Origin of the sequence: Pseudochrobactrum sp. Wa41.01b-1, assembly GCF_019464455.1 — a bacterium.
Classification (GTDB): domain Bacteria; phylum Pseudomonadota; class Alphaproteobacteria; order Rhizobiales; family Rhizobiaceae; genus Pseudochrobactrum; species Pseudochrobactrum saccharolyticum.
The window spans coordinates 3,286,278-3,303,191 of record NZ_CP080493.1; the positions used below are offsets into that span (position 1 = coordinate 3,286,278).

At 52.9% G+C, this 16,914-nt stretch carries 20 protein-coding genes; all 20 read left to right on the forward strand.

Annotated features, from left to right (window positions below; translation table 11 throughout):
- Positions 1-92 precede the first annotated feature (92 nt).
- Positions 93-656 carry a hypothetical protein gene (locus K1X45_RS14985; protein WP_220159317.1) on the forward strand — a complete coding sequence of 188 codons (564 nt, stop codon included), beginning with the start codon at positions 93-95 and terminating at the stop codon, positions 654-656.
- Positions 653-988: a phage head closure protein gene (locus tag K1X45_RS14990; protein ID WP_220159318.1), complete on the forward strand. Its 336-nt coding sequence runs from the start codon at positions 653-655 to the stop codon at positions 986-988. The genes K1X45_RS14985 and K1X45_RS14990 overlap by 4 nt, the downstream gene beginning before the upstream one ends.
- The gene (locus K1X45_RS14995; RefSeq protein WP_220159319.1) at positions 985-1,137 is read left to right on the forward strand and encodes a hypothetical protein; all 153 of its coding nucleotides are present in this window, start codon (positions 985-987) and stop codon (positions 1,135-1,137) included. Before K1X45_RS14990 ends, K1X45_RS14995 begins: the two co-directional genes overlap by 4 nt.
- 11 nt (positions 1,138-1,148) lie before the next feature.
- The gene (locus K1X45_RS15000; protein WP_220159320.1) at positions 1,149-1,580 is read left to right on the forward strand and encodes a DUF3168 domain-containing protein; all 432 of its coding nucleotides are present in this window, start codon (positions 1,149-1,151) and stop codon (positions 1,578-1,580) included.
- 3 nt (positions 1,581-1,583) lie between these two features.
- On the forward strand, positions 1,584-1,997 hold the full coding sequence (locus K1X45_RS15005) for a phage major tail protein, TP901-1 family (RefSeq protein WP_220159321.1): 414 nt from the start codon (positions 1,584-1,586) through the stop codon (positions 1,995-1,997).
- Complete coding sequence (locus K1X45_RS15010) at positions 1,994-2,344, forward strand: gene transfer agent family protein (protein ID WP_255560451.1); 351 nt, start codon at positions 1,994-1,996, stop codon at positions 2,342-2,344. The genes K1X45_RS15005 and K1X45_RS15010 overlap by 4 nt, the downstream gene beginning before the upstream one ends.
- Positions 2,345-2,361: 17 nt before the next feature.
- Positions 2,362-2,550 carry a phage tail assembly chaperone gene (locus tag K1X45_RS15015; protein ID WP_220159322.1) on the forward strand — a complete coding sequence of 63 codons (189 nt, stop codon included), beginning with the start codon at positions 2,362-2,364 and terminating at the stop codon, positions 2,548-2,550.
- A complete protein-coding gene (locus K1X45_RS15020) occupies positions 2,547-3,116 on the forward strand; it encodes a phage tail tape measure protein (RefSeq protein ID WP_220159323.1) in 570 nt (189 codons plus the stop codon). The genes K1X45_RS15015 and K1X45_RS15020 overlap by 4 nt, the downstream gene beginning before the upstream one ends.
- Before the next feature lie 11 nt (positions 3,117-3,127).
- The gene (locus K1X45_RS15025; protein WP_220159324.1) at positions 3,128-3,760 is read left to right on the forward strand and encodes a DUF2460 domain-containing protein; all 633 of its coding nucleotides are present in this window, start codon (positions 3,128-3,130) and stop codon (positions 3,758-3,760) included.
- Positions 3,760-4,647, forward strand: a complete 888-nt coding sequence (locus K1X45_RS15030) for a DUF2163 domain-containing protein (RefSeq protein WP_220159325.1) — start codon at positions 3,760-3,762, stop codon at positions 4,645-4,647. The genes K1X45_RS15025 and K1X45_RS15030 overlap by 1 nt, the downstream gene beginning before the upstream one ends.
- Before the next feature lie 5 nt (positions 4,648-4,652).
- A complete protein-coding gene (locus tag K1X45_RS15035) occupies positions 4,653-5,087 on the forward strand; it encodes an NlpC/P60 family protein (RefSeq protein ID WP_220160541.1) in 435 nt (144 codons plus the stop codon).
- An 18-nt stretch (positions 5,088-5,105) separates the two neighbouring features.
- A complete protein-coding gene (locus tag K1X45_RS15040; protein WP_220159326.1) occupies positions 5,106-8,900 on the forward strand; it encodes a glycoside hydrolase TIM-barrel-like domain-containing protein in 3,795 nt (1,264 codons plus the stop codon).
- Positions 8,901-9,222: 322 nt separating this feature from the next.
- Complete coding sequence (locus tag K1X45_RS16085) at positions 9,223-9,558, forward strand: hypothetical protein (RefSeq protein WP_306401681.1); 336 nt, start codon at positions 9,223-9,225, stop codon at positions 9,556-9,558.
- Between the two features lie 153 nt (positions 9,559-9,711).
- The gene (locus tag K1X45_RS15050; RefSeq protein WP_022710005.1) at positions 9,712-10,392 is read left to right on the forward strand and encodes a response regulator transcription factor; all 681 of its coding nucleotides are present in this window, start codon (positions 9,712-9,714) and stop codon (positions 10,390-10,392) included.
- 88 nt (positions 10,393-10,480) lie between these two features.
- On the forward strand, positions 10,481-11,809 hold the full coding sequence (locus K1X45_RS15055) for an ATP-binding protein (protein WP_220160542.1): 1,329 nt from the start codon (positions 10,481-10,483) through the stop codon (positions 11,807-11,809).
- A gap of 157 nt (positions 11,810-11,966) precedes the next feature.
- On the forward strand, positions 11,967-12,413 hold the full coding sequence (locus K1X45_RS15060) for a hypothetical protein (RefSeq protein WP_220159327.1): 447 nt from the start codon (positions 11,967-11,969) through the stop codon (positions 12,411-12,413).
- Positions 12,414-12,556: 143 nt separating this feature from the next.
- Positions 12,557-13,780, forward strand: coding sequence for a c-type cytochrome biogenesis protein CcmI (ccmI, locus tag K1X45_RS15065; protein WP_220159328.1), 1,224 nt, complete (start codon positions 12,557-12,559; stop codon positions 13,778-13,780).
- Positions 13,781-13,842: 62 nt separating this feature from the next.
- On the forward strand, positions 13,843-14,280 hold the full coding sequence (gene ccmE / locus K1X45_RS15070) for a cytochrome c maturation protein CcmE (RefSeq protein WP_213599845.1): 438 nt from the start codon (positions 13,843-13,845) through the stop codon (positions 14,278-14,280).
- A gap of 95 nt (positions 14,281-14,375) precedes the next feature.
- A complete protein-coding gene (locus tag K1X45_RS15075) occupies positions 14,376-16,364 on the forward strand; it encodes a heme lyase CcmF/NrfE family subunit (RefSeq protein WP_220159329.1) in 1,989 nt (662 codons plus the stop codon).
- Complete coding sequence (locus K1X45_RS15080) at positions 16,361-16,873, forward strand: cytochrome c-type biogenesis protein (RefSeq protein ID WP_255560452.1); 513 nt, start codon at positions 16,361-16,363, stop codon at positions 16,871-16,873. The genes K1X45_RS15075 and K1X45_RS15080 overlap by 4 nt, the downstream gene beginning before the upstream one ends.
- Positions 16,874-16,914 lie beyond the last annotated feature (41 nt).

Genomic DNA, 16,914 nt, shown 5'->3' on the forward strand with positions numbered 1-16,914 from the left:
CGGTTTTGCTTGGCCTTTGCAAAGCGGCATGAATCATTCTGTCAGAGAGTGATTTTATCTCATTGTTTCTATTGAAATTTACAGGAGATAGCATGGTTCTCCAACTTATAACGCCGCCGGTAAAAGAGCCGGTGACGACAGCAATGTTGCGCGATTTTTTGCGTTTGTCACCGGATCAGGAAGAAGACTTACTGGAGCGCCTGATCCGCACTGGGCGGGAAGTAATCGAGCAGCATTGTAATCTGGTGATGCTGCCGCAGCGCTGGTTGTTGCAGCTCGCCAACTGGCCGCAATCCGGCAGAATTGCACTCTATAAAGCGCCGGTCATTTCCATTGATAAAGTGCAGGGTTTTGATGCCGCTGGTACTGCGGTGCAGTTCAGTGCGGATGACTGGCGGCTGGATACGGACAGTCGTCCGCAGCGGCTGTACCTCCGTCGTCCGCAATATATCACCATTGCACGAGGTCTGGAGATTGAGCTGACTGCTGGTCTGGCGAATGAGCCTTCGAGCCTGCCGGACGTGCTGCGTCATGCCTGTCTGGTGCTGGCGGCGCATCTCTATGATAACCGCAATTCTTATGAAACAGTGATGCACAGCCTGCCGGATATGGTTGCGCAGCTCGTGTCACCGTGGTTGCGGCGGGGGCGGTTATGAACCTGCAATTCATTGATGCGGGGCAGTTTAAAACCCTGCTGGTTTTGGAAGAAAACCGCCCGCGTTTTGATGAGACCGGCGGCTATCAGGAGCAGTGGACGGAAATTGCCGCGCTCTGGGGCAGGATTGAGCCGAAGAAAACCGGCAGTCAGAACTTTGCCGGACAGACCATTCCCCATGTCACCCATCTCATCACAACCCGTTATCGAAGCGATATCGCGGTCTCCATGCGTCTCACGCGTACGGGGCGGCATTTCACGGTTTTAGGGCTGCAAGATCCCGATGAAAGCCAGCGCTATCTCATTTGTTCTGTTCGAGAGGAAATCCGATGAATTTTTCTATGCGTTTTATCTTTGAAGCCTTGTTGCGCACTTTGCGTCTTGTTGGTTTGCAGGCCTGCGAACAGGCGCTCTCCAATAAACGTGATGGGCTGTTTTTGAAAAGCCCTGAGCCTAAAGCACCGCCTGCTCAAACCGAATAGGACAACAAGGGATGAACGGCGCGGCGCTTGTTTTGCAAAAGGCAATATTGGCGTGGCTGCAAGCCGCGCCTTTGCTGATGGAGAAACTGCACGGGCAGGGCATTTACGATCATGTACCGCCCCATGCGGCATTTCCTTATATCAGCTTTGGCCAAAGTCAGATCTATGCCTGGGATACCGATAGTGGCACCGGCGAAGAGCACAATCTGGTGCTGCATATCTGGGCGCGTTTCAATGGCCGCAGGCAGGTGCTGGAGCTGATGATGCTGGTGGAAGGGCTGATGGAGGCTTTGGCAAGCAGCCAGCAAAAGCCGGATATTGGCGGTTATCATCTGGTCAATCTGACTTTGCAATCCTCACAGACCCGTAATGACGACTTGCGTGACGGTTACAATGGCCAGTTGCGTTACCGTGCGGTGACAGAGAAAATTGAAGGAGCGTAATCAATGGCAGCTCAGAGAGGCAAAGACCTGTTGCTGAAAATTGCAGCGGCAGGTGACACATTTCAGACCTGTGCGGGTTTGCGCAGCAAGCGCATTGCTTTCAATGCGGAGACGGTTGATGTGACGGATGCCGATGCTTCAGGACGCTGGCGGCAATTGCTCGCTGGCAGCGGTGTGCAGCGCGCATCAGTCAGCGGTGCGGGTATTTTCAAAGATGCGGCATCGGATGCTCTGATCCGCGCGGCATTCTTCAATGGCGATATTCTCAACTGGCAGATTATTGTGCCGGATTTTGGCACTGTCAGTGGTTTGTTTCAGATCACCGCGCTGGAATATGGCGGCGCGCATGATGGCGAGGTGACGTTTGAAATCGCGCTGGAATCTGCCGGTCTTATCAGTTTTGGAGCACAGCCATGATGATCAATGCCAGACGTGGTGAAATTGCAGCCGTTTTGAATGACAGGGATTGGGTCCTGTGCCTGACACTTGGTGCCTTGGCCGGTCTTGAGGCTGCCTATGAGACTGAAGACCTTTCTGCTCTGATCGCCCGTTTCTCAACGGGACGGTTAAAGTCGGAAGATATGATCCGCATCGTCACCGCAGGTTTGCGCGGTGGCGGTCATGATGTGGCTGAGGATGATGTGGCCGATATGCGCATTGATGGCGGTGCTACCGGCTTTGCGCGACTGGTGACACAATTGCTGGAAGTGACTTTTGGCATGACTGCTGAAAATCCGGAAAACGCAGCGCAATCAAAAAATTAGAAGCCGTAATTGAATCAATGTCTTTCCCCTGGGATGCGCTGATGTATTTCGGGATGAGACAATTGCGGCTGTCGTCACGGGATTTCTGGCAGTTGAGCCTGCCCGAGATCAGGGCGCTGAGCCAGTCCATGCGCGGTGGCAGGAAAGCGCCGCCGCGTGATGTTTTAAACACGCTGATGCGGGCTTTTCCGGATGGTGGATCATGAATGATACAGGCACACAACAATCAGTCACGGTTTCGGTTGAGGCGGATACCAGCGGTTTTGACCGTGCGCTGGATAATTTGCAAAAACGCTCCGGCTCGTTCGGGCAGAGCCTGACTTCGGCTTTCAAAAGCGCGGTCACATCCGGCAAAGGGCTGGATGATGTGCTGCGCGGGCTGGCTTCCAATATGGCTTCCATGGCGCTGGATGCTGGGATGAAGCCGTTGCAGGGATTATTCTCCTCGATGTTCTCCGGCCTGATGGGCGGGCTTGGCGGCTTGGGCGGGGTTAAGCCTTTTGCCAAAGGCGGTGTGGTTTCCAGTCCGACATATTTCGGGCTCGGCAGTGGTTTCGGCGTGGCCGGTGAGGCGGGAGCCGAGGCGATTTTGCCATTGGCACGCGGTAGTGACGGCAGTCTTGGCGTAGCTATGGGCGGTGGTGGCGGCGGGCGGGCCATGCAGATTAATTTTAATATGGCATCACCTGATGCTGCTTCCTTCAGCCGCTCGGAAGCGCAAGTCAGCGCCATGCTGGCACGTGCCGTACGCCATGGCACCAGACGCATGTGAAAGGGCGCATTATGCAGGATTTAACTTCATTTCATGATGTACCTTTTCCGCTCGGTGTTTCTTTCGGGGCAACCGGCGGGCCGGAATGGCGTAATGAGATTGTCAGCCTGACCTCCGGCCATGAAAAACGCAATGCACGCTGGTCGATGTCGCGCCGCTTTTATGATGCCGGAACGGGGTTGCGCTCACTCAATGATCTGCGTGATGTGTTGCGCTTTTTTGAAGCGCGGCGCGGTTCGCTCTATGCGTTCCGGTTTCGTGATCCGTTTGACCATCTCTCATCGGAACAGGATGCACCGCCGCAACCAACAGATCAGTTTTTGGGGCGGGGAGACGGCGTTACAAGACAGTTTCAGCTGGCGAAACATTATGGTGATTATCAGCGCATCATTACCAAACCTGTGTTGGGGGCTGTGCAAATTGCTGTGGAGGGGGAGGTGCTTGCGGGTGATGCATTCAGCGTGAATTATCTGACCGGCATAGTGGAAATTCACGAGGATTATGTGCCGCCGCCGCAGGCGAAAGTGACTGCCGGTTTCCTGTTCGATGTACCGGTGCGCTTTGATACGGACAGGCTGAGCGCCAGTATTGCCAGTTTCAAAGCCGGTGAAATTCCATCCATTCCGATTGTTGAGGTGAAGTGATGCTGACACTCGATCCGGCACTTGAATCACATTTGCAAGGCGATGTGACAACACATTGTTTTGCATGGATTTTACGCCGCAAAGACGGCGAGGTTTTTGGCTTTTGTGACCATGACAGAACATTATCTATACATGGAATAAATTGCTTTCCGCAAAGCGGGATGAATGGTTCAGAGGCGGGAAGCCAGCTTGGCCTCGCGGTAGACAGTTCCGAGATTGAAGGGGCGCTGATCAGTGATGCTTTGACTGATGCGGATATTGAGCGCGGGCTTTATGACGGTGCGACTGTTGAGACTTATCTGGTCAACTGGGCGCAGCCGGAGCAAGCGGTATTATTGCGCAACAGCGCAATCGGCAAAATTACACGCAGCGGCATGAATTTTACCGCTGAGTTGAAAAGCAGTGCGGCTCTGCTGGATCGTGTTTTCGGACGGCGTGCCAAGCGGGGTTGCGATGCGGAATTTGCAGATAAGCGCTGCGGTATCAATCCGGCCGATCCGCGCTATGCCGGTGAGGGTGTGGTCGAGGTTGTAAACGGGCAGGATCTGGTTGTCTCAAATCTGAGTCGCTTTGTATCACACTGGTTCGAGCGCGGGAGCCTGCACTGGCTGAGCGGGCAAAATCAGGGCAGCGTGAATAATATTGTTTCGCACCTTAAACAGGGGGATGCGGCAAGTTTGATCCTTCAGGAACTGCCGGTCTATGAGGTTCAGATTGGCGATCATTTTCGTGTATTGGCGGGATGCGACAAGAGCTTTCAGCAATGCCGTGACCGTTTTGCCAATCATGAGAATTTTCGTGGCTTTCCGCATATTCCCGGCAATGATGCTGCCTATGGTTTTGCCGGTGGTGAGGGAAATTTTGACGGCGGGGTTCTGGTGCCATGACCGCTATCCCGCTGAGTGACAGAGTATTATCCAGTGCTGAAAAATGGCTTGGTACACCTTATCGTCACGGTGCCAGCCGGTTACAGGTGGGGTGCGATTGTCTGGGGCTGATACGCGGTATCTGGCGGGAGCTTTATAGCGCAGAGCCGGAGGATGCTGGCATCTATTCCCGCGACTGGGCAGAGCTTAGCCGCGATGAACCGCTGATTGATGCTGCACGACGGCATATGCATTTAAAACCGCAATCAGAGATGCAGGCCGGTGATCTCTTGATCTTTCGCTGGCGGGATGGTGTGGCTGCCAAACATTTAGGCATCATGGCGGAGAATAACCGCTTCATCCATGCCTATGAGGGGCACAGCGTGACACTCTCAGCATTGGTTCCGCAATGGCGGCAGCGTATTGCAGCCGTGTTCTCCTTTCCTAATCCTTCGGTTTGAAGACAGGTCATTTCTCGCATGAGTACAGTGGTTCTTCAGGCGGCAGGCGGTATGATTGGCGGGCTGTTCGGCCCCGTTGGCGCGGCTATCGGCAGTGCGATCGGCGCTATGGGCGGCTATATGATCGACAATGCGCTGATTAATTCAACGCGGCGTATCGAAGGGCCGCGTCTGTCCGGCACACGTCCGATGCAGGCGGAGGAAGGGGCTGTTTTGCCTGCCGTTTATGGCACGATGCGTGTTGGCAGTACGCTGATCTGGGCGACCCGTTTCGAGGAAGAGAAAACCACCACCCGTCAAGGGGCGAAAGGTGGTCCGAAAACCACCACTTTCAGCTATTATGTCAATGCCGCTTTTGCTGTGGCGCAGGGCGAGATTTCCGGCATCCGGCGCATCTGGGCTGATGGCAAAGAGCTGGATCAGACACAGGTCACTATCCGTGTCTATAAAGGCACTGAGACGCAGCAACCCGATCCGCTGATTGAAGCGCGACAGGGTGCGGGGAAAGCACCTGCCTATCGCGGGACGGCCTATGTGGTGTTTGAACATCTGCCGATTGATGCCTATGGCAACCGCCTGCCGCTTTTGCAATTCGAGGTCATGCGCAGTGTCGGCAGGCTGGCACGGGATATTCAGGCCGTTGCGCTGATCCCCGGTGCAACGGAATTTGGCTTGTCGCCGCAAATGGTGCGCGATGAACCGCACCCCGGTGAAACACGTGCGTTGAACCGTAATACTCTGCGGGCGCAAAGTGACTGGACAGCATCACTGGATGAGTTACAGGCGCTGTGTCCCAACCTGAAAACAGTTGCTCTGATTGTGCCGTGGTTCGGCACCGATCTGCGCGCGGGTGAATGCCGGATTTTGCCCGCCGTCACAGCGCGGGAAGCGAGAAAACCGAGCCATCATTGGCGGGTCGGTACTGTTGATCGTGCATATGCCCATCTGATTTCCGATAATGGCACAGAAAAAGCCTATGGCGGGACACCGAGTGATTTCTCGGTCATCGCTGCAATCAAAGATGCCCGACAGCGTGGGCTGAAGATCACGCTTTATCCGTTTATCATGATGGATATTCCCGCGGATAATCAGTTGTCCGCGTTGGATGGTGAGGGCTTTCAACCTGTCTATCCGTGGCGCGGCAGAATTGGCGTGCCGATGGGAGTGGATAAAACAGCGGAAGCAGGGCTTCAGCTTGTCCGTTTTTCCGATGGCATAAACGGCTATAAGAATTTCATCCGCCATTATCTGGAACTGGCGCATGCTGCAGGTGGTGTTGATGCCTTTTTGATCGGCTCGGAGTTGCGTGGTCTGACACAAATCCGCAATGAACAGAATGATTTTCCGTTTGTCAGCACTTTGTGCGAATTGGCAGAAAATGCACGCACATCTTTAGGGACTGGTTGTAAAATCACTTATAGCGCGGATTGGTCGGAATATTTTGGCTATCACCCGCAGGATGGCAGCGGCGATGTGTTCTTTCATCTTGATCCGCTCTGGTCGCATCCGGCAATCAATGCCATTGGCATTGATAATTATATGCCGCTGAGTGATTGGCGTGATGGTGATGAGCGCAGCATTGATCCGGCTTTTCCCGCTTCTGCCTATGATGAGAGCGCTTTGCAAAATGCCATTGCCGGTGGTGAGGGCTATGACTGGTATTATGCCTCGGATGCAGACAGGCGCGCCCGCAAGCGCACGGCAATAACGGATGGTCTGGCGGGTAAACCATGGGTGTTTCGCTATAAGGATTTGCGCTCGTGGTGGCAGAACCAGCATTTCAACCGCATAAATGGGACTGAGCAGACGCAGCCTACCGCATGGCAACCCATGTCCAAGCCATTCTGGTTTACAGAACTTGGCTGTGCGGCGGTTGATAAAGGGCCGAACCAGCCGAATGTATTTCCTGATCCGAAATCCTCGGAAAATGCTGTGCCATATTTCTCCGACGGTTCGCGCAGCGATATTGCGCCGGATCGTTTTTTGCGCGCGCATTTTTCCTATTGGAATGCTGCGGGAGAGCATAATCCTGTTTCGCCGCTCTATGGCGGCGTAATGCTTGATCCGGAACAGATTTATGTCTGGGCGTGGGATACGCGCCCGTTTCCGGAATATCCGCTGAAAGCTGATATCTGGGGCGATGCTGCTAATTGGGCAACGGGGCATTGGCTCAATGGCCGCCTCAGTGGTGTGGCGCTGGATGAATTGCTACTGGCTTTGCTAAAGGATTTTGGGTTTGAGGGGCTGGCTGATTGCCGTGGCGTTGAAGGCTATTTATCCGGTTATATTGCCGATAATCCGGCCAGTGGCAGAGCATTGCTGGAGCCGCTGATGGATATATTCGGCGTGGTGGCTTTTGAGCAGGTGAAGGGAAATCAGAGACTGGTATTCCGCAGTCTCACACAGCGCCAGAATCCCGTTGCCATTCAGGATTTTGCACTGGAAGGCGATCAGTCATCGCCGGTGCGTATTCTGGATGATGTGGAAGAATTGCCTGCAAGCGCGGAGATTTATTTCAGCGATGCTTTGCGGGATTATCAGTCCGGTAGTGCCTTGGCGCAAAAATCCGGCTGGCAGCGTGCCGGTCACGAAAGTCTGTCTCTATCTGCTGCGATGGAAAGCGGGCAGGCGCAGGCGCTGGCCGAAAGCTGGCTGGAAAGAAAACGGGCTGAACGCCGCACCGTTGCTTTTTCTGTGCCATGGTCGCAGGCAGGTTTGACAGTCGGTGACAGGGTGCGTGTGCCTGAACTGGCCGGAAATCGGGATTATGTCATTGTGAGCTTTGAGGACGGTGCGGCAAGGAGGGCTAAAGCCGTGGCGCTTGCACCGGCTTTGCGTCGCCCTGACCGCACCCGTATGCCGGCGGTGCCTGTTTCCGGCGGTGTGACTGCCGGTCCGCCGCTGTTTCATATGCTGGATTTGCCGATGTGGCCCGGTATTGAAAATGAGAGCAGTCAGTTTCGCATCGCTTGTTATGCCAAGCCGTGGCGGGATGTGGCGCTTTTTGTCTCGCCGGAATCGGGTGGCTATCAATTGCGCACAGTGATCCCCTATGCTGCAATCATGGGGGAGCTGACTACAGAACTTGCAGGTGCATCCAGCGGTCGTTTCATGCATCAGCAGAGTTTTGATATTCGTTTATATCACGGGGAATTACATTCTCAGTCTGTGTTGCAAGTGCTGAATGCGGCTAATACCGCTCTGGTGCAAAATAGCGCGGGCGGATGGGAGATTCTGCAGTATCAGGAGGCAGAAGAAATTGCTGCCGGTCACTGGCGGTTAAAGTCTTTGCTGCGCGGACAATCGGGAACAGAACCAGAGGCCGGTATTGTCAAACCCGCAGGTGCGCCATTTATCTTGCTGGATGATCGGGTTGTTCCTGCAGGACTACAGAAGACTGAAAACGGGTTGATGCTGAACTGGCGTGCGGGGCCATCTGGTCGGGATTTCTCGGATGACTATTTTATTACCCAATCCGCTGCCGGTGGCATGAAGGCCTTAAAGCCTCTGAGTCCGGTTCATGTCAGATACAGACCACAGCTAAACGGGGATATGCATTTTCAGTGGATCCGGCGCGGACGCATTGATGCGGATAGCTGGATGGGGGAGGATATTACTCTCGGAGAAGCTACGGAAAAATATCAGGTACAACTGTGGCAGGATGGGGTGCTGTTGGAAAAAGCGGAAGTAACCCGACCGCATTATGTTTATTCCGGTCAGGTGCAACACGGTGTGCATTTGCGTTTGGAAGTCGCTCAGATCAGTCAGAGTTTCGGCGCCGGAGAGGCGGCTTCACTATCGTTTCGTTATTAAAACCAGTTGCGACAAATATTTTCCAGCACACACGTTGAATTGAAAACGGGCTGATCCTTCGTAATTGACAGTTTTTAATGAATTTGGCAGCTTTGCCGCAGTTATGAAGACTTTCGTTTTTAGGGAACTAATGTTAACGAAAGAAAAAATCTAAGCATTTTCGGCAGTACAACAGAATGACCGTCCGGAAATAGGGTGAAACGATGTGAGCGGTTCCCGTGAACCTGTCGTTAATGGAAACGCTCCGGATGAGTACCGTTTGTTTGATACACAAGATTGTTCATTCAACATTCAGGTAAGAGGCGTTAAAGTGAGCGTTATGATGACACAGAAACCAGTTCGCACATTTTTCGCTGCTTTTACTCTGCTCACCGGTATGACCGCAGCAGTTTTTACAAGCATTGTTCCATCTGCGGGCGCCGCAGGCTTGCAACGGCACGTACCTGCCGGTTTGCAACAGGCGCAGCCGCATATCATTCGCGTTGCCGGTGATTGTGCTGCCATCGGGCAGCAGGTTGCTGCACAGCAGGGCGGTACGCTGACCAAAGCAACAGCTGCTGTTCAGAACGGCGCGCCGGTTTGTATCGTGGTTGTGCTGGTTCCCGGACGTGATGGTGAACGTCCGCGCCGCGTGGAAGTTGCAGTACCGGCCAAATAAAGCGAAGCTTTAAAATTTCGTCTGTAATTTACCTGACACCGGCGTGTAATTCTCCCGTTTGCTCATTCTTGTAATGTGCTGTAAAAACAGATGCTGTCTGCATGGCAGGCAGCACGCTGTATTGTCGCTCCGAAAGACTGAAAAGGTTTGCTGATGAGAATTCTGATTGTTGAGGATGATAAGGATCTTAACCGTCAGCTGGCTGAAGCTCTCCGTGATGCGGACTATGTGGTCGATTGTGCTTTTGACGGCGAAGAAGGCCATTTTCTAGGCGATACTGAACCTTATGATGCGGTGATACTGGATATCGGCCTGCCGCAAATGGATGGGATCAGTGTTGTAGAGCGCTGGCGCCGTGAAGGCCGCTCCATGCCGGTACTGATGTTGACAGCGCGTGACCGCTGGAGTGACAAGGTTGCCGGTATTGATGCTGGTGCTGATGATTATGTGGCGAAACCGTTCCATATTGAAGAGGTTCTGGCGCGGTTGCGCGCTCTGATCCGCCGTGCAGCTGGCCATGCTTCATCGGAAATTGTCAGCGGCAAACTTGTACTGGATACAAAAGCTTCAAAAGCAACGGTTGACGGTGCAGCTTTGAAGCTGACCTCTCATGAGTTCCGGCTTTTGTCCTATCTCATGCACCATATGGATGAGGTGATTTCCCGTACCGAACTGGTGGAGCATTTATACGATCAGGATTTCGACCGCGATTCCAATACGATCGAGGTTTTTGTCGGACGCCTGCGCAAGAAGATGGGCGTGGATATGATCGAGACCGTTCGCGGCATGGGATATCGCATCCGCTCTGACAATAATGATGGCAGTAAAGACTGAGATGCCGCTGTTCTCCGGGAAGGTCTTTGCTCTCGGTTTGCGCTCGCTGGCATTGCGTGTGGTAACGCTGTCAACATTATGGGTTATTATTGCCCTTGTTGTCGTTGCCACGCTCATTCAGTCGCTCTATCGGGATGCGGCAGAGCGCAGTTTTCAAAGCCTATTATCCGCACATCTCTATAGTCTCGTCGGTGCGGTCAGTCTGACGCCGGAGGGCGAGCTTTACGGTAAGCCGGAGCTCGGTGAAATACGCTATGCCAGCGCTGATTCAGGTTGGTATTGGTCGGTTGATCCTGTGTCTGCAAGTGTGCGCGGGCATCTGGGTTCGGTTTCATTGGGCTCAAAAATAATTCCTGTAAAGTCGGTTTCTGAAGCACCTTTCGACCAGTCATTCATGCGCAGTTATGTTGTGCAAACCAGCACTGGCGAGGATCTTTCTGTCGTTGAAACAGAGGTTGTTCTCGACAGTACGGATAAAATTGCCCGTTTCCGCGTGATGGGTAATCTGAATGAGGTTAAAGAAGAAGTCAGCGATTTCCGCAACCGGCTTTATATTTATCTGGGGCTGTTCGGCCTTGGCAGTATTCTGATTAATGCAGCGATTATTCTGTTTGGTTTGCGACCGCTGGATCATGTGCGTCGCACGCTGGCGGATATCCGTGAGGGAAGAAGCAATCGTGTTGATGCGGACTTACCTTTGGAAATCGCACCGCTCGCGCAGGAAATGAATGCTCTGATAGAAAATAACCACCGTATTGTGGAGCGGTCGCGGACACAGGTGGGAAATCTCGCGCATTCTCTGAAAACGCCGCTGTCTGTCCTGATGAACGAAGGCCGTAATATTGGCGGCCGTCAGGGGCAGTTGGTGATCGAGCAGAGTGACGCAATGCAGGTGCAGATCCAGCATTATTTGCAGCGTGCACGCGTTGCAGCCCAGCGGGACAGTGTTGTGTTCAGGGCGCCGGTCACGCCTGTGCTTGAACGTATGATTCGTGTGACGGCTAAGCTTAATCCGCATTTGAAGGTTACTTTTTCCAATCAGTTTCCCGCTGCAATCTTTGCCGGTGAAAAAGAAGATCTCGAGGAAATCGTCGGAAATATCATGGAGAACGCGGCCAAATGGGGGCGTTCAAAAATTCATCTGTCCCTGCGCGCCGCTCAGAAATCTGATGCAGGTGAAGGCGCAAGCAATCAGTTTGAAATCCTGATCGAGGATGACGGAGAAGGTCTACCTGCGGATAAAATGGCTGAAGCCCTGAAACGTGGGAAGCGCATTGATGAAAGCAAGCCCGGTACAGGTTTGGGACTGGCAATTGTTCAGGATACGGTCAGGGAATATGGCGGGACTTTAGGATTGAGTAAGGCATCTTTGGGTGGTCTTGCCGTGCAGATTACTTTGCCTGCAGTTTTAAGCTGAGCTTTGCTTTTAGCCGGTTTCAGGTATAAATGACCGCAGTCAGGCGTGTTATTCCTGATTTTGTTTTGTGTTGAGATGTCAAGGGAATGATTGCAGAGTGTGCTTTCAGCAGTCATAATGCTCTGCAAAGCGTTGCTGACAGGATGTTAAATTGCTCATGAAGTCGTCTTCCGTAGGTACATTGCGTAAACTTACTTTTATTCTTCCGCTGTTTGCTCTGACAGCCTGCTCCACATTGAACGCTTCAACGTCAGGTTCGCCATCCCGAAATCCGCTGGCCGGAGGATCGGTCAGCAATGCGGTACTGGCGCCGATGGGAAATGGTATTCTGGGCACTGCCGGTTCGCAGCTCGCGGCTTCTGACCGCAGGTCGGCAATCGAGGCGGAATATAAAGCGCTGGAATATGCACCGAAAGGTGAAGCGGTTTCATGGAAAGGGCGTTCTGGCAAAGCGTCCGGCGAGGTAACTGCTGCACAGCCATATCAGGTCGGTTCCCAGAATTGCAGGCAATATAGCCATAGTTTTACCGTTGACGGAGCACCTCAGCTGGTGCGTGGCACTGCCTGCCGTAATGATGATGGCAGCTGGACACCGCTGACCTGATTTAGCCTCTGTGCAAAACTTAAATAAGGCAGGTTTTGCACAGAACTGAACTGCCGGACAGCTTTGCGGCCAAATGACCTATACCCTGATAATTTGCCAACAGGCAGTTGGTTTTGTCGGGCAGGTAGATTAAGTCTCCGGTCATGGATTTCTGGCTTGTTTCTGCACTTTTAACTTTCGCTGCAATTCTTATCGTCATGTTGCCTCTGACACGAAAAGACACCGTGTCCGTGGCTGAGGGCGAGGAAGACCGCTCGGTTTATATTCAGCAGCTGAAAGAGATTGATTCCGATCTGGCGCGTGGCCTGCTGGATGAGCAGTCGGCTGAACAAGCCCGACTCGAAATATCCCGTCGTATTCTTAAGAATGATCGTCGTATGACGGATGCGGCTGCCGGCGCTGAAGGCAAAGCCATGGGCGTTGCTGAAAAGAAATATCTGTTCAGTGCAAGCGACCGTTGGGCGATTATTCTTGTCTTATTGTTCATTCCGGCAGTCAGCTGGGGTGTTTATGCTGCAATCGGTACGCCTGATCTGCCTGCGCAGCCACTGGCTGAACGCAAAAACACAATGATTCAGGATAAGAGCGCAGCCGAACTGATCGCACAGGCCGAAGCGCATTTGGCAAAGACGCCGGATGATGGTCGTGGCTGGGCGATACTTGCGCCGATTTATCTGCGCATTGGCCGCGTTGATGATGCCATTAATGCCTACCGCAAGGCTCTGGAACTGCTTGGTGATGATGTTGATCGTCTGATCGGTCTCGGGGAAGCCCTGACGATTAAAGCCAACGGGCAGGTCACTGAAGAGGCTCTTGCTCTCTTCGAAAAAGCCGGAACAATCGAACCGTCCGACATGCGTCCGCCTTTGATGAAAGCACGTGCATTATTGCAGGCCGGTAAGCGGGATGATGCAATCAATGTCTTGCAGATCATTCTCAATACATCACCTGAAGATGCACAATGGCGTGCTGATATTGAGCAGACGATTGCCAATCTGAAATCAGGCGGCGCGGCTCCTTCAACTGCACCGTCGCAGGTTACGCAGACACCAGCAGTACAGGCACCGGCAGTTCAGGCACCAGGTCCGACGGCTGAAGATGTTGAGGCTGCAGCCGCTCTGAGTGAGCAGGGGCGGAAAGATATGATCCGTTCCATGGTGGATGGTCTGGCTGCAAAATTACAAGATAATCCGACGGATATTGATGGCTGGGAGCGTTTGCTGCGCGCATATGTCGTGCTTGGTGAGCGTGATAATGCTGCCGAAGCTTTGCGAAAAGCTGTTAAAGTTCTGCCGGAAAATGACGGGAAGCGTCTTACACAGGTCGCCTCCCGGTTAGGACTGGATACGACGGGAGTTCAGAAGTGACCCATAGTCAGTTATCGGCATCACCCTCTGCAGAAAACCACACGCCGCGGGTTTCACAGGTTATGCGCAACCGCAAACGCAAGCGCCTGATTTTGATCTCCGGCGCCATGGCCGTTCTGGCGCTGGCTATTGGTCTGGTGCTGATCGCCTTCAGTCAGGATATTCGCTATTTCCGTACGCCTGATGATGTGACAGCAGAAGATATTACATCGGGTGCGCGTTTCCGTCTTGGTGGTCTGGTCGAGGCTGGTTCTGTGGTCCGTGGCGCGGATAAGCATGTGCAATTTGCCGTCACAGACACGCTGAAACAGGTGACAGTCACCTATGAAGGTATTTTGCCGGATCTGTTCCGTGAGGGGCAGGGCGTTGTTGCTGAAGGCCGTTTTACGCCCGATGGTGTTTTTATCGCAGATAATGTTCTGGCTAAGCATGACGAAAATTACATGCCAAAAGATGTTGCAGACAGTCTGAAAGAAAAAGGTGTCTGGGAAGGGAACTAAGCTGCTCTTAAGCAGGCTGTGTTTGAAACTCCCATTCCAAAAGCTGAATATTGCGTGTTTCGGATGCGCAATATTCAACAGGCAGGATAAATAGAATGAGCGTTGAAATCGGACATTTCGCACTGGTACTGGCACTGGCTTTGGCCTTGGTGCAGTCCTTTTTGCCGGTCATCGGAGCAAAACGGAATGATTCCCGATTGATGAGCGTTGCAGAACCTTGTTCTGCGGCCGTGTTTGCATTGGTTCTGTTATCATCAGCAATGCTGGTCCATGCCTATGTTACTTCTGATTTCTCTGTGCTGAATGTGGTTGAAAATTCCCACTCGCTGAAGCCTTTGCTGTTTAAAATTACCGGTGTCTGGGGCAATCACGAAGGCTCGATGATGCTCTGGGTGCTGATCCTGACATTTTTCAGTGCGCTGGTTGCAGTCTTTGGCAGTAATCTTCCGAACACATTGCGGGCAAATGTTCTGGCTGTGCAGGGGTGGATTGCCACCGCATTCTTAAGCTTCATTCTTTTCACATCCAATCCGTTTATCCGGATTATTCCGGCACCGATTGAAGGACAGGATCTCAATCCTATCCTGCAGGATATCGGCCTCGCCATTCATCCGCCGATGCTCTATCTCGGCTATGTCGGCTTTTCAGTTTGTTTTTCCTTCGCTGTCGCTGCGCTGATTGACGGTCGTATTGATGCCGCATGGGCGCGTTGGGTACGGCCTTGGACGCTGACTGCGTGGATTTTCCTGACCGGCGGTATCTCAATGGGCTCTTACTGGGCTTATTATGAGCTGGGCTGGGGTGGCTGGTGGTTCTGGGATCCGGTTGAAAACGCATCTTTCATGCCATGGCTGATCGGTACTGCGCTTCTGCATTCCGCAATTGTGATGGAAAAGCGCGGCGCTTTGAAAATCTGGACGATTTTGCTGGCTCTGCTGACATTCTCGCTGTCATTGCTCGGTGCATTCCTTGTCCGATCAGGCGTACTGACTTCGGTACACAGCTTTGCTACCGATCCGGGGCGTGGGCTGTTTATTCTCGCTATTCTGGTGTTCTTCATCGGCGGTTCACTGGCACTATTTGCTTTGCGCGCACAGACATTGACGACCGGAACCATGTTCCAGCCGGTTTCGCGTGAAGGTGCACTGGTGCTCAACAATCTGTTCCTGAGCACGGCCACGGCAACTGTGCTGATCGGCACGCTTTATCCGCTTTTGCTGGAAGCAATGACCGGAACCAAGATCTCTGTCGGCGCACCATTTTTCAATATGACTTTCGGCCCGCTGATGATTCCGCTGCTGGCAGCCGTACCATTCGGCCCGCTGCTGGCATGGAAACGCGGCGATCTCTATGCGGTGGCACAGCGCCTGATGTGGGTTTTCGGCCTGTGTCTTTTGAGTGTGGGGCTGGTTCTTATTCTGATTGATCCGCGCGCTGTCTGGGCTGCTTTCGGTATTGGTCTGGGGCTGTGGGTTATTCTCGGCAGCCTGATGGATATCGTGACCAAAGCCGGTTTTGGCAAGGTTGAGCTTTCGCGGGCATTCCCGCGCTTGCTGGGACTGCCGCGTTCAGTATTCGGCACTGCACTGGCGCATATGGGACTTGGCATTACCTTGCTGGGTATCGTGATTGTGTCCAGTTTCGGTACGGAACAGGTTGTCACCATGAAACAGGGAGAAACGGTTACTTTCTCCGGTTATCAGTTGCGCTATGATGCGCAGCAGCCCTTTGCCGGTTCAAACTATACGGAAGATCAGGGGCTGTTCTCCTTGCTCGACAGCAGCGGCAATACAATCGGCAATGTTATGGCTGCGAAGCGCTTCTATCCGGCACGTAATATGCCAACGACCGAAGCCGGTATTCTGACCCGTGGTGTTAATCAGTATTATGTCGCGCTGGGCGATGCTCTGGAAAATGGCGGCATGGTCGTGCGTCTCTGGTGGAAACCATCAGTCACACTGATCTGGCTTGGTACGGTTGCTATGGTTCTTGGCGGGCTCTTGTCTCTGATGGACAGACGTCTGCGCGTCGGTGCTCCGGCCAGAGCTAAAAAGACGGTGAAAGCAGTAAGCGGGGTGGCATGATGAGCCTGTTGAAAAATCTGTACAGCCGTTCCTTCTGCATCTTGCTTATTGCTGTGAGCATCGCCGCCGGTAGTATTCTGACTGCAAATGTTCAGAATGCATGGGCGGTTAATCCGGATGAAATTCTGGCTGATCCTGTGCTTGAAAAACGTGCGCGTGATCTGTCTGCCGGTTTGCGTTGCATGGTGTGTCAGAACCAGTCGATTGATGATTCCGATGCCGATCTGGCGCGTGACCTGCGTTTGCTGGTGCGTGAGCGTCTGGTACAGGGCGACAGTGACGAACAGGTTATTGATTTTCTGGTGTCGCGTTATGGCGAGTTCGTGCTTCTCAAACCGCGTCTCGACAAGCAGACAATCATCTTGTGGAGCTTTCCTGTCATTATTCTGATTATTGGTATCAGCACTATCTGGTTTTCACGACGTAAGGCCGGTAGCACACAGCCACAGATCGTTCCGCTGAATGACGAGGAAAAACAACGTCTTCAAAATCTTCTGGACGGCAAATAACCGGAATTTCGTAACCTTACGAAAAATTCATGTTTCAGAAA